Source organism: Burkholderia sp. Se-20378, from assembly GCF_017104665.1.
GTDB classification, from domain to species: Bacteria; Pseudomonadota; Gammaproteobacteria; order Burkholderiales; family Burkholderiaceae; genus Burkholderia; species Burkholderia lata.
Genome location: NZ_JAAGPG010000221.1, coordinates 1 through 13219, shown reverse-complemented (window position 1 = coordinate 13219; position 13219 = coordinate 1). Strand labels below are relative to the sequence as shown.

Genomic DNA, 13219 nt, shown 5'->3' with positions numbered 1-13219 from the left:
CGGCCGTGCGAGCCGGCATGCCGCGCGGGATGCGCTTACGCGTGCCCGTCGGCATCGTGCGACCGGACCAGCGTGCGCAGTTCGTACAGCAGGTCGAGTGCCTCGCGCGGCTTGAGGTCGTCGGGATCGATGTCGCGCAGTTTTTCGAGCGCCGGATGCGGTGTGTCGGGCAGCGCCGGCGCGTCCGCGCATTCGAGATCGTCGGCGGCCACCGGCGGCGCGCTGAACAGGTCGAGCTGCGGCGTGTGCTGCGATGCGGACTGCTGTTCGAGATACGCAAGGTGCTTGCGCGCGGCGCGGATCACGGGCGCCGGAACGCCTGCGAGCTGCGCGACCTGCAGGCCGTAGCTCTGGTTGGCCGGGCCCTCGTTGACCGCGTGCAGGAACACGATGCCGTGGCCGTGCTCGACGGCCGACAGGTGGACGTTGGCCGCTTGCGGGAATTCGGACGGCAGTTGCGTCAACTCGAAGTAGTGCGTCGCGAACAGCGTGTAGCACGCGTTGTGCGCCAGCAGGTGGCGTGCGATGGCCCACGCGAGCGCGAGGCCGTCGAACGTCGACGTGCCGCGGCCGATCTCGTCCATCAGCACGAGGCTTTGCGGCGTTGCGTCGTTGAGGATCGCCGCGGCTTCGGTCATCTCGACCATGAACGTCGAGCGGCCGCCTGCGAGATCGTCCGCCGCGCCGATGCGCGTGAAGATCCGGTCGATCGGGCCGAAGCATGCCGCTTTGGCCGGCACGTAGCTGCCTACGTAAGCCATCAGCGCGATCAGTGCGGTCTGCCGCATGAACGTCGACTTACCGCCCATGTTCGGGCCGGTGATCAGCAGCAGCTTGCGCTCGGTGCCGAAGCGGCAGTCGTTCGCGATGAACTGTTCGACCTGCGCTTCGACGACCGGGTGGCGGCCCTGTTCGATTTCGATGCCGATCTCGTCGGTAAAGGTGGGCGCGACCCAGTCGAGTGCGCGCGCGCGTTCGGCGAATGCGGCGAGCAGGTCGAGTTCGGCGAGCGCCGACGCGACGCGCTGGCACTCGGGGATGAACGGCAGCAGCGCTTGCAGCACCGCGTCGTACAGCGCGCGCTCGCGCGCCAGTGCGCGTTCCTGCGCGGACAGCGCCTTGTCCTCGAAGGTCTTCAGTTCGGGCGTGATGTAGCGCTCGGCATTCTTCAGCGTCTGGCGCCGGCGATAATCGTCGGGCACCTTGTCGGTCTGGCCGCGCGTGACCTCGATGTAGAAGCCGTGCACCTTGTTGTATTCGACGCGCAGGTTCGCGATGCCGGTGCGTGTGCGCTCGCGCGCTTCGAGATCGATCAGGAACTGCCCGCAGTTCTCCGAGATGTCGCGCAGCTCATCGAGCTCGGCGTCGTAGCCGCGCGCGATCACACCACCGTCGCGCACCATCGCGGCCGGCTCGGGCGCAATCGCGCTGGTCAGCAGGTCGAGACATTCGGCGGGCGGTGCGAGCGCTGCGTCGACGCGGGTGAGTGCGTCAGCGTTTGCGACGATCGCGCTGATGCGCTCGCGCAGTGCCGGCAGTGCGGCGAACGTGTCGCGCAGGCTCGACAGGTCGCGCGGGCGTGCGGACAGCAGCGCGAGACGCCCGGTGATCCGTTCGACGTCGGCGATCTGGCGCAGTGCGCTGCGCAGCGCATCGAGGCTGGCGTTGGCCGGTGCATCGAGGAGCGCGCCGATCGCCTGCTGGCGCGACTGCGCGGCGACCGACGCACGCGGCGGGTGATGCAGCCAGTGACGCAGCAGGCGGCTGCCCATCGTCGTGCAGCAGGTGTCGAGCAGCGAATACAGGGTCGGCGACTCGGTGCCGCGCAACGTCTCGGTCAGTTCGAGGTTGCGGCGCGTGGCCGGATCGAGCCCGATGTACTCCGTTTCGTTCTCGACCTTCAGGCTGCGCACGTGCCGCAGTTGCTGGCCCTGCGTGGCGGCCGCATAGAGCAGCAATGCGCCCGCTGCGCCGCACGCGCTCGTGAGCGAATGCGCACCGAAACCGTCGAGGCTCGCGACATCGAGCTGATCGCACAAACGCTGCGTGCCCGACGCGATGTCGAAGTGCCATGCCGGCACGCGCTTGCTTGCGCCCGCGCCGGCCGGCACGGCGTCGGTTGCGCCGTCCGGCGTCAGGATCTCGGCGGGCCGGATGCGTTCGAGCGCGGCAGCGAGCTGGTCGGGTTCGATTTCGGCGAGGCGCAGCGCACCGCTCGCGAGGTTCAGCCACGCAAGGCCGATGTTTACCGCCACGCCGCGCTTGTTGTGGCCCGTGCACATCGCGAGCAGGTAGACGTCGTTCTTGTCGGACAGCAGCGCGGCATCGGTCAGCGTACCAGGCGTGACGACACGCACGACCTTGCGCTCGACGGGGCCCTTCGACGTGGCCGGATCGCCGATCTGCTCGCAGATCGCGACCGATTCGCCCATTTTCACGAGCTTCGCGAGATACTGCTCGACCGCGTGATGCGGTACGCCGGCCATCTTGATCGGCGTGCCGGCCGATGCGCCGCGTTGCGTGAGGGTCAGGTCGAGCAGGCGTGCGGCTTTCTCCGCGTCTTCGAAGAACAGCTCGTAGAAGTCGCCCATCCGGTAGAAGACAAGCGTGTCGGGATGGTCGGCCTTGATGCGCAGGTACTGCTGCATCATTGGAGTGTGGCCGGCGAAGGCGTCGGGCGACAGCGTGGTCATAAGTCAGGCATCAGGTTGTTGCTTTGGTTGCCCGAGTTTACCAGTGGCTTCATGTGAAGGCGCGAAGTTGGCCGTTTGGCCAGTCGTCGGTGTTGAGGAGGGGGCGTTATCCGCGTTCATGCCCAAGCTTGACGGCCCCGGCCGCCGCATGGCGACGTGGACACAATCCAGAACATCGTGCCCGGGCGCACCCGTGATCTCGCAACGTCGGCTGCGTTGAGAACGCTGCATTGACCCGGCATGTTCGCGCGAATATAGTTAAGTTTCGTCTAAAACAGGTTAGGCTCGGGAAGGTTGGCCCGGCCCCCGCTCAGCGGGTCCTTCCGTTGCGCTCCGTAACGGCCCAAGACTATCAGGATGCCTGTATTGTGCAGGCGCCAATAGCATGGGTATGGACATGAAACCTCGAATTTCAGTTATCACCCTCGGCGTTGCCGATCTCGAACAATCACTCGCCTTCTATCGTGACGGTCTCGGTCTTCCGACTGAAGGCATCATCGGTCGCGAATTCGAGCATGGCGCAGTTGCCTTTTTTGATCTCTCGGGCGGCCTGAAGCTCGCGCTCTGGGCGCAGGACGATATTTCTCATGATACGGGCCTGCCGAAGCAGCCCGTCTCGCCTACGGCCTTCACGATAGGGCACAATGTCTTGAGCCGGAAGGAAGTCGACGAGACGATGGGTGCGGCAGAGCGTGCAGGCGCAGAGATCGTCAAGGCTCCGCACGACACGTTCTACGGCGGTTACGCTGGATATTTTCGTGACATCAACGGCCATCTGTGGGAGATAGTCTGGAATCCACAGATGCTACCGACGGACTGATATCGGCATTCGCGATTGCACTGGCTTCCCAAGCGGAAAGTCAGCGACAGCCAGTGATGCCACTTTCCTCTGCGGCAAAGTTCGGCGGTCTGCGCACGTTCAATCACAAGATGGCTGCATGCCGGGAGCGTTGGTCTCCCAGCCGCGCTAACGAGTACGGGACACTGCCGATCCCGAACAGGTCAGGCGCGCGAACCTCCGCGCGCCGACCCTGTCCGGCGCCTTAGGCCGTTTGCGCCGACGCCATGCTGAGTGCCACCGCCTGCGCGACTTCGATCCCGTCGATGGCTGCCGAATAGATGCCACCGGCATACCCCGCGCCTTCACCCGCCGGATACAGGCCTTCGACGTTCATGCTCTGGTAATCGTCCTTGCGTCGAATCCGGATCGGCGAAGAAGTGCGCGTCTCGACACCGGTGAGCACCGCATCGTGCATCGCGAAGCCGGCGATCTTCTTGTCGATCTCGGGGAGGGCTTCGCGAATCGCTTCGATCACGTAGTCCGGCAGCGCGGTGCTGAGATCGGTCGGGTTCACGCCCGGCTTGTACGACGGCTCCACGGAGCCGAGCGACGTCGACGGCCGGCCAGCGATGAAATCGCCGACCAGTTGGCCCGGCGCACGGTAATCGCCGCCGCCGAGTTCGAACGCGCGCTCTTCCCATTTGCGCTGGAACGCGATACCCGCCAGCGGGCCGCCGGGATAGTCGTCCGGCGTGATGCCGACGACGATGCCCGCATTCGCGTTGCGTTCGGCCCGCGAATACTGGCTCATGCCATTGGTGACCACGCGGCCCGGCTCGGAGGTCGCCGCGACCACCGTGCCGCCCGGGCACATGCAGAAGCTGTAGACGGCGCGGCCATTGCTGCAGTGGTGCACCACCTTGTAGTCGGCTGCACCGAGCTGCTTGTGGCCCGCGAATTTGCCGAAGCGGCTGCGATCGATCAGCCCCTGCGGATGTTCGATACGAAAACCCAGCGAGAACGGCTTGGCTTCGACGTAGACGCCGCGATCGTGCAGCATCTCAAACGTGTCGCGTGCGCTGTGGCCCACGGCCAGCACGACGTGGTCGCACCGCAGCGTTTCGCCGTTCGAGAGCTTCAGCGAGCGCACCTTGCCCTGATCGATCTCGATGTCGTCGACCCGCGTTTCGAAACGCACTTCACCACCCAGTTCGTGGATGGACGCGCGCATCTTTTCCACCATGCTGACGAGTCGGAACGTGCCGATGTGCGGCCGGCTCAGGTACAGGATGTCGTCCGGCGCACCCGCCTTGACGAATTCGTCCAGCACCTTGCGGCCATAGTGGTTCGGATCCTTGATCTGGCTGTACAGCTTGCCGTCGGAAAACGTCCCGGCGCCGCCTTCACCGAACTGCACGTTGGATTCGGGGTTGAGCACGCTCTTGCGCCACAGGCCGAAGGTGTCCTTGGTGCGCTCGCGCACGGCCTTGCCGCGTTCGAGGATGATCGGGCGGAAACCCATCTGCGCGAGGATCAGCCCCGCGAACAGGCCGCACGGCCCCATGCCGATCACGACCGGGCGCAGGAAATTACCGTGCTCGGGCGCCTTCGTGACGAAGTGGTACGCCATGTCGGGCGTCACGCCGCAATGCGGCTTGCCGGCGAGGCGCTTGATAGCGGCCGCTTCGTCCGTGACTTCGACATCGACGATATACGTGAGCTTGATGTCGGCGCGCTTGCGCGCATCGTGCGCACGGCGGAACACGGTGTAACGGAGGAGGCCGTCCGCGGCCACGCCAAGCTCCGCGAGGCGCTCGCGAATCGCGGCCTCGAGCGCGCTCTCGGGGTGGTCGAGGGGGAGTTTAATTTCGCTTAGCCGTAACATGGGGACTCGGATGCGATTGCCACGGCGTCGTGGCGGTGTTGATACGGGCGGGGGCCGGCAGGCCGGCGGTGTTGTCCGCCGTGCGGGGATGCCGGACGCAAACCATTCATTGTCATTGCGGGGAAGGCGGTGCAAGCGGCAGTACGCCGACCGGCCCGAACAACTCAAGCAACTTCAGGATAGACGCACGAAGCGACCCTCGTGCGGGAAGATTGTCCCGCCTCCCGGCAACCGGGAGGCGAACGGCGGCGCGCCGTCATGACGAAGCCCGCGAGCGGTGTGCGCGAAAGCCGCGCCATGCAGGCGCGGCCGGGGCTTACTCCGCCGCCGGATGCACGTGGGTGTAACCCTTCAGGATCGGGATCATCTGCGCGTAGATCTTCGGGTTCGCGGCGACGATTTCATGGCGATGCAGGAAATCGGCGTCGCCCGTGTAGTTGCCGACGAGGCCGCCGGCCTCGGTGATCAGCAGGCTGCCCGCTGCCATGTCCCACACGTTGATGCCCTGTTCGAAGAACGCGTCGAGGCGGCCGGCCGCGACGTTCGCGAGATCGAGTGCGGCTGCGCCCGGGCGGCGCAGGCCCGTGCAGGCCTGCGTCATTTCGGTGAAGAGGCGCGCGTAGGCGTCGAGGCCGTCCTTTTCGCGGAACGGGAAGCCCGTGCCGACCAGCGCGTCCGACAGGCGGTCGCGGCGGCCGACGCGGATGCGGCGGTCGTTCAGGTACGCGCCGCGGCCGCGGGTGGCCGTGAACAGGTCGTTCTTGTTCGGGTCGTAGACGACGGCCTGCGTGACGACGCCCTTGTGCTCGAGCGCGATCGATACGCAGTAGTACGGGAAGCCGTGGATGAAGTTGGTCGTGCCGTCGAGCGGATCGATGATCCACTTGAATTCGGATTCGTTCTCGGATTCGCCCGATTCTTCCGCGAGGATCGCGTGGTCGGGGTAGGCGGTCTTCAGCGTCTCGATGATCGCGTCTTCGGCGGCCTTGTCCACTTCGGTGACGAAGTCGTTCTGCTGCTTCTTGCGGATCTCGATCAGGTCGAGATCGAGGGACGCGCGATTGATGATCTGTCCGGCGCGGCGCGCAGCCTTGACAGCAATGTTGAGCATGGGATGCATGAGCCTGGATCCTGTAGCTGGCGGCACGGGCCGCCACGAAGTGGAACAACCGCCCGGCACGGCGCTAGCGTGGCAGGCGAGATGAGACGCGAATTGACAAAGAACGGGGTACGACCCGCGTCGCACGAAGTGCGGCGCGTAAAGGCATGATTTTACCCGATTTTTGGCGGTTTCAGGCGACCGGGATACGGGGAAACCCCCACTATCCGTCCGGACGAGTGGGTTTGCTGCGGCGATGGCGATACCATACTGCCATTCTGATGAACCGAGTCGTATCGTAGTGGAAACCCCGCAGATCACCGCCGCGCCGTCCGAGCCGGGCGCGGCCTCGTCCCGGCCGCCGTCCGGCGGCTTCACGTCCACCCGTTTCGTGCTCGTCGAGCCGAGCCATCCCGGCAATGTCGGGGCGGCCGCCCGCGCGCTGAAGACGATGGGCTTCTCGCGTCTCGTGCTGGTCGCGCCGCGCGTGCCGCACGTCCAGAGCGATCCCGAGGCGATCGCGATGGCCAGCGGCGCGGACGACGTCCTCGCGTCCGCGCATGTCGTGCCGACGCTCGGCGACGCGCTGTCCGGTGTTCACTGGTCGATCGCGCTGACTGCGCGCACGCGCGAATACGGGCCGCCGCGCCTGGCGCCGCGTGCCGCTGCCACGCAGGCGTGCGCACAGGTCGGCACGGGCGACATCGCGCTCGTGTTCGGCAACGAGCGCACGGGCCTCGCGAACGAGCATGTCGAGCAATGCAGCGCGCTGGCGCATATCCCGGCGAACCCGGCCTACAGCTCGCTGAATCTCGCGCAGGCCGTGCAGGTGCTCGCGTACGAACTGCGTGTCGCGTTTCTCGAGCACGCGAGCGAGCCGTCGGCGCAACCGTCGGGCGAAGCCGGCACGCTTGCGCAGAGCGACGAGATCGAGCGGATGTACGTACACCTCGAGAACGCACTGATCGCACTCGACTTCCTCGATCCGCGCAACCCGAAGAAGCTGATGCCGCGGCTGCGGCGCCTGTTCGCGCGCACGGGTCTCGAGCGCGAGGAGGTCAACATCCTGCGCGGCGTCGCGAAGCACATCCTGCTGAAATCGGGCAAGCCCGACGGCGACGCGTAAGCGGCCGGCGCGCGGGGCCGAATGTCTCCGCGCATGGGGCAATCGTCCCATCGGCAGGTGCCGGGTCGGCCGCCGGAAGCGCCGGGGCCGCTCGTTCCATCCGGTCGACCACCCCGCAAACCCAGCAACAGCAAGCGTTTCGCCCGAATACCCGCGCCGGCGGCGGGGTGAACTCGCGGGCTCGTGCGGCCGTGCGCGACTCGCCCTACAATCGCCAAACGTCATAAGTAAATTACCCGGCGCGATAACGGCCGGTCATTGCCGGCGATGCGCGCCGGCCTTTTCCCAGACCACATCATGTTCACGAGACTGCGCGAAGACGTTGCAACGATTCGCGAGCGGGATCCCGCCGCTCGCAGTGCATGGGAAGTGCTGACCTGTTATCCGGGGTTGCATGCGCTCTTGCTGCATCGTTTCGCGCACGCATGCTGGCGCGCGAAGCGCTACTGGCTCGCGCGTTTTGCGTCGCAGGCCGGCCGGTTCCTGACGGGGATCGAGATCCACCCCGGCGCGACGATCGGCCGGCGCGTGTTCATCGATCACGGGATGGGTGTCGTGATCGGCGAGACGGCAATCGTCGGCGACGATTGCACGATCTATCAGGGCGTGACGCTGGGCGGCACGTCGCTCACGCGCGGCGCCAAGCGCCACCCGACGCTCGAGGCGGGCGTGATCGTCGGTGCGGGCGCGAAGGTGCTCGGCGGCTTCACGGTCGGTGCGGGTGCGAAGATCGGTTCGAACGCGGTCGTCGTGAAGCCGGTGCCGGCAGGCGGCACCGCGGTGGGCAATCCGGCACGCGTCGTGATGCCGGCGCAGCCGAAGCCGCAGCCCGAACGTGCGGCGTTCTGCGCATACGGGATCACGCCGAATGCCGATGATCCGATGTCGCTCGCGATTCATGGGCTGATCGATCACGCGGCGAAGGAAAGCCGCCGCGTCGACGAGATCGTCGCCGCGCTCGAGCGGCTTGGCACGCATCTGGAAACGCTGCAGGGCGCCGACGCGGCGCGCCTCGATCTGCGCCGGCTGTCGGCCGTGCTGGAAGGCAAGTCGGTCGAACGCCAGGTGTAATGCGATGGAGGCCGGCGACTGCCGGCCGATGCGACCGCGGCGGCGGTGTCAGTCGAGCGGCATCGCGTGGATGCCTTCCGCGTCGACGCGCAGGTAGCCGCCGCGCGGCTTGCCGTGGTCGAGATCCCAGTCGGGCAACACCCAGCGGATGCCGCCCGGTTCCATGTGCCGCGCGGGGCGGTGCGTATGGCCGTGAATGATCACGCTCGCGCGGCTTTTCCGGAACAGCGCGGCCACGCCTTCACGCGTGACATCGTAAATCGCCGAAGCAGGGCGCGTCCGGCCTGCTTCGCTGTTCGAGCGCATGCGCTGCGCGAGTGCGCGGCGCCAGCGGAACGGCCACGCGAGAAACAGCCATTGCGCGACGCGGTTGCGTGCGAAGCGGCGGAACACCTGGTAGCCGCGGTCGGCCGTGCATTGCGCGTCGCCGTGCGCGAGCACGATGCGCTGGCCGAACGCCATGATCAGCGAAGGATCGGGGAGCAGCATCGCGCCGGCTGCCTTCATGAAGCGCCGGCCGAGCAGGAAATCGCGGTTGCCGTGCATCACGTAGAGCGCAATGCCGCGCTCCGAGAACGTGTGCATCAGCGCGGCCATGCGTGCCGCGAACGGATCGTCGTCGAGGATATCGTCGCCGATCCAGTATTCGAACAGGTCGCCGAGGATGAACACCGAGTCGGCGCTGTCGGCGGTGTATTTCACGAAATGCTCGAACGCGGCGACCGTCTTCGGAATCGCTTCGCTCAGGTGCAGATCGGAGAGAAACAGGAACGGGCGTGCGGCTTGCGCGTATTCGCGCTCGCCCGGCACGCCCGCGGAGACGCTTCGCGGCGGACTCTCCTGCAACATCGAAGTGCCTCCGTATACTGCGCGTCAGACCACGACGGCCTTCTCGATCACGACGTCGTCAGCCGGCACGTCCTGGTGGAAACCAGCGTTGCCCGTCTTGACGCCCTTGATCTTGTCGACCACGTCCTGGCCTTCGACGACCTTGCCGAACACCGCGTAGCCCCAGCCTTGCGGCGTCGGCGACGAGTGGTTCAGGAAGTCGTTGTCGTTCACGTTGATGAAGAACTGGGCGGTCGCCGAGTGCGGATCGTTCGTGCGCGCCATCGCGACCGTGTAGTTGTCGTTCTTCAGGCCGTTGTTCGCCTCGTTGTCGATGGGCGCATCGGTCGGCTTCTGCTTCAGGCCCGGCTCGAAGCCGCCGCCCTGGATCATGAAGCCGTTGATCACGCGATGGAACACGGTGCCGTCGTAGTGACCCTTCTTCACGTAGTTCAGGAAGTTCTCGACCGTCTTCGGTGCCTTCGCGGCGTCGAGCTCGAGCTTGATCACGCCGTGGTTCGTATGCAGTTCAACCATGATGAATTCCTTCGGTGAGGCGGTTTAAATGGCACGCGGCCGGTCGTGCGACGCGGCCGCGTGAGGCGCCGGACGTGCCGGCAGGTTCTTACTTCGAGACGATGCTGGCCGATTCGATCACGATCGGTTGCGCGGGCACGTCCTGCATCGGGCCGCGCGAGGTCGTCGCGACGCCTTCGATCTTCTTCACGACGTCGAGACCCGACACGACCTTGCCGAACACCGCATAGCCGTTGCCGTCCGGGTTCGGGTAGTCGAGGCCGCTGTTGTCGACCGTGTTGATGAAGAACTGCGCGGTGGCCGAGTTCGGATCGCTCGTGCGAGCCATCGCGATCGTGCCCGTCAGGTTCTTCAGACCATTGCGGCTTTCCAGCGGGATCGGCGCGCGGGTCGGCTTCTCCTCGAAGTTGGTCTTGTAGCCGCCGCCCTGGATCATGAAGCCCTTGATCACGCGATGGAAGATCGTGCCGTTGTACTGGCCGGCCTTCACGTAATCGAGGAAGTTGGCGACGGACTTCGGCGCCTTCTCCGGGTAGAGCTCGACGCGGATGTCGCCCTGCGAGGTCTTCAGCTGCACGACGGGGTGCGCGGTAGCCGATTGCGCGAACGCAGGTGCGGTCGCGGTCGCGAGAAGGGCGGCGCCGCCAAGCGCCAGCAACAGACGTTTCATTGCGATCCTCAGGTTGGGAGGGAAAGAAGGCCGCGCCGCTTATTGCGACGGCGCGACGTACGGTGCCGCCAGTGCGCCCGACGGACCGCTGAACTGGAACGTCGGCGACAACGGCAGCGTGGTGGTGCCCACGTTCGCGGCTGCGCGGTCGCTGTAGTCGCGCGTGGCCGGTGCGGCGGCGCGGGCGTTCGGCGCGGCCTTCGGCGGCGACACGATCTTCTGGAGATCGGCGAGGCGCTGCGCGGTCGCGCCGCTCGTGCGGCCGAGCGATTGCGCACGCTTGTACGACTCGGCCGCGAGGCGCAGGTAGAGATCGCCGAGGTTCTCGTACGCGAGCGAGTAGCTCGGGTTCGATTGCGTGGCGGTGACGAGCGCGGTGCGCGCTTCGTCGTAACGGCCATGCTTCGCGTAAAGCGCCGCAAGGTTGTTGTACGGCTCGGGCAGTTCGGGGTACGCCTGCGTGATCGCGACGAACTGCTGGATCGCGTCGTCATCGCGGTTCAGGCGGGCCAGCACGGTGCCGCGCTTGAACTGCGCCTGCACGTCGTGCGGGTTCGATGCGATGCGCGCGTCGAGCTGCGCGAGCGCCTGCTTCCACTGCTTGCCGGCGATCGACGCATCGATTTCGGGAGTGCCGTCGGCGGTGGCCGGGGCCTTCTGCGCATGCGCCGCGGGGACCGCGAAAAGCGTCAGCGCGACGCCCATGACGGTGGTCGCAACGAGGGTCGCAGCGCTCTGCGCGCGGCCGCGATGAGGTTTCATAGGCGTAAATCGGAATGTTATACTCCGAGCCATTCTAACAAAACGTCTGCGCGTTCCGGCGAGCGTCAGACAGTCTTTCTTTGCCTCTCGTGGCCGTCACCGCTGTGCTTGCAGCCTGACCGCCCCATGTGATATCGAGGACGCTCGGCCTGGTGCCGCAGCAGATGGTCCGTCCGTTTCGCATGCTGGGCGAGCTTCGCCAGGGCGGTTTCCTTCGGCTCACGGTTCATCTCTATGGAATCACTGCGCATCTACAACACGCTCGCGCGTGACAAGCAAGTTTTCGTGCCGCGCCAGTCCGGCGAAGTGCGGATGTACGTATGCGGAATCACCGTATACGACTATTGTCACGTGGGCCACGCGCGCATGCTGGTCGTGTTCGACCTCGTCCAGCGCTGGTTGCGTGCGATCGGTTACCGGGTCACGTATGTGCGCAACATTACCGACATCGACGACAAGATCATTCGCCGCGCGGTCGAGAACGGCGAGACGATCAAGTCGCTGACCGACCGGTTCATCGGCGCGATGCACGACGATGAAAGCGCGCTCGGCATCCAGCGGCCCGACATCGAGCCGCGCGCGACCGAGTTCATTCCGCAGATGCTCGGCATGATCGAGACGCTCGAGACGAACGGCTACGCGTACCAGGCGACCGACGGCGACGTCAATTACTCGGTGCGCAAGTTCGCGAACTACGGGAAGCTGTCGGGCAAGTCGCTCGACGATCTGCGCGCGGGCGAGCGCGTCGCCGCGAACGACGCGAAGGAAGATCCGCTCGATTTCGTGCTGTGGAAACGCGCGAAACCGGAAGATCCGGAAGGCACGTCGTGGGCGTCGAAGTACGGGATGGGTCGCCCGGGCTGGCACATCGAGTGCTCGGCGATGGGCTGCACGCTGCTCGGCGAGCATTTCGACATCCACGGTGGCGGGCAGGATCTGCAATTCCCGCACCACGAGAACGAGATCGCGCAGAGCGAAGGCGCGACCGGCCAGACGTTCGTCAATTACTGGATGCACAACGGCTTCGTGCAGGTCGACAACGAGAAGATGTCGAAATCGCTCGGCAACTTCTTCACGATCCGCGAAGTGCTCGAGCGCTACGATGCCGAAGTCATGCGCTTCTTCATCGTGCGCACGCACTACCGTTCGCCGCTCAATTACAGCGACGTGCATCTCGACGATGCGCGTGCGTCGCTTACGCGCCTCTACACCGCACTGAAAGATGTTGAAGCCGACACGCTCGCGCTCGACTGGAACGAGCCGCACGCGCAGCGTTTCGCGGCCGCGATGAACGACGACTTCAACACGCCGGTTGCGGTGGCGACGCTGTTCGAGCTGGCGGGTGAGGTGAACCGCACGCGCGACGCTTCGCTCGCGCGGCAACTGAAACAGCTGGCGGGCCTGCTCGGCCTGCTGGGCCGCGAACCGCGCGCGTTCCTGCAGCAGGCGTCCGGCGCCGCGCAGGCGGGCGGGCTCGCCGCCGACGAGATCGAAGCGAAGATCGCCGCGCGTGTCGCGGCGAAGCAAGCGAAGGACTATGCCGAAGCGGACCGGATCCGGGCGGAACTGCTCGAGACCGGTGTCGCACTTGAAGACAAACCGGGCGGATCGACCGAATGGCGTCGCGTATGAGCGCGGTGCGTTCCACTGACCGATCCGTCAGGTAGGAGGCAAGATGGCAACGGCCAGAAAAGCGCCGGTCAGGCGCGCGACCCCGGTCGCCGCGCGTCCGGCAGCCAAGCGCGTGCCGCCGGCGAAGACGAGACC

General features: G+C 66.0%; 11 protein-coding genes. 4 read left to right on the top strand and 7 right to left on the bottom strand.

The window, feature by feature from the left end:
• Positions 1-35 precede the first annotated feature (35 nt).
• Positions 36-2693 carry a DNA mismatch repair protein MutS gene (gene mutS / locus G3N93_RS21950; protein ID WP_206133938.1) on the bottom strand — a complete coding sequence of 886 codons (2658 nt, stop codon included), beginning with the start codon at positions 2691-2693 and terminating at the stop codon, positions 36-38.
• A gap of 397 nt (positions 2694-3090) precedes the next feature.
• On the opposite strand from mutS, the gene G3N93_RS21945 reads away from it, so the two are divergent.
• Positions 3091-3513, top strand: a complete 423-nt coding sequence (locus G3N93_RS21945) for a VOC family protein (protein ID WP_206133939.1) — start codon at positions 3091-3093, stop codon at positions 3511-3513.
• A 223-nt stretch (positions 3514-3736) separates the two neighbouring features.
• Here the strand turns inward: G3N93_RS21945 and G3N93_RS21940 are convergent, their stop codons facing one another.
• Positions 3737-5359 (bottom strand): NAD(P)/FAD-dependent oxidoreductase, encoded by a 1623-nt coding sequence (locus G3N93_RS21940; protein WP_174941903.1) that lies wholly within the window; start codon positions 5357-5359, stop codon positions 3737-3739.
• A 316-nt stretch (positions 5360-5675) separates the two neighbouring features.
• Complete coding sequence (locus tag G3N93_RS21935; protein ID WP_039364710.1) at positions 5676-6479, bottom strand: inositol monophosphatase family protein; 804 nt, start codon at positions 6477-6479, stop codon at positions 5676-5678.
• Positions 6480-6759: 280 nt separating this feature from the next.
• On the opposite strand from G3N93_RS21935, the gene G3N93_RS21930 reads away from it, so the two are divergent.
• Both G3N93_RS21930 and cysE read left to right on the top strand, forming a co-directional pair.
• Positions 6760-7584, top strand: a complete 825-nt coding sequence (locus tag G3N93_RS21930) for an RNA methyltransferase (protein ID WP_174941905.1) — start codon at positions 6760-6762, stop codon at positions 7582-7584.
• A 267-nt stretch (positions 7585-7851) separates the two neighbouring features.
• Positions 7852-8655, top strand: a complete 804-nt coding sequence (cysE, locus tag G3N93_RS21925; RefSeq protein ID WP_174986931.1) for a serine O-acetyltransferase — start codon at positions 7852-7854, stop codon at positions 8653-8655.
• A 48-nt stretch (positions 8656-8703) separates the two neighbouring features.
• Here the strand turns inward: cysE and G3N93_RS21920 are convergent, their stop codons facing one another.
• The 4 genes from G3N93_RS21920 to G3N93_RS21905 all read right to left on the bottom strand — a co-directional run bounded on the left by G3N93_RS21920 (position 8704) and on the right by G3N93_RS21905 (position 11452).
• Positions 8704-9504, bottom strand: coding sequence for a UDP-2,3-diacylglucosamine diphosphatase (locus G3N93_RS21920; protein WP_174941909.1), 801 nt, complete (start codon positions 9502-9504; stop codon positions 8704-8706).
• A gap of 24 nt (positions 9505-9528) precedes the next feature.
• Positions 9529-10020 (bottom strand): peptidylprolyl isomerase, encoded by a 492-nt coding sequence (locus G3N93_RS21915; protein WP_011352518.1) that lies wholly within the window; start codon positions 10018-10020, stop codon positions 9529-9531.
• Between the two features lie 88 nt (positions 10021-10108).
• Positions 10109-10690 carry a peptidylprolyl isomerase gene (locus G3N93_RS21910; RefSeq protein WP_011352517.1) on the bottom strand — a complete coding sequence of 194 codons (582 nt, stop codon included), beginning with the start codon at positions 10688-10690 and terminating at the stop codon, positions 10109-10111.
• A 39-nt stretch (positions 10691-10729) separates the two neighbouring features.
• Complete coding sequence (locus G3N93_RS21905) at positions 10730-11452, bottom strand: tetratricopeptide repeat protein (protein ID WP_174941911.1); 723 nt, start codon at positions 11450-11452, stop codon at positions 10730-10732.
• 234 nt (positions 11453-11686) lie between these two features.
• On the opposite strand from G3N93_RS21905, the gene cysS reads away from it, so the two are divergent.
• The gene (gene cysS / locus G3N93_RS21900; protein WP_174941913.1) at positions 11687-13084 is read left to right on the top strand and encodes a cysteine--tRNA ligase; all 1398 of its coding nucleotides are present in this window, start codon (positions 11687-11689) and stop codon (positions 13082-13084) included.
• Positions 13085-13219: the final 135 nt, after the last annotated feature.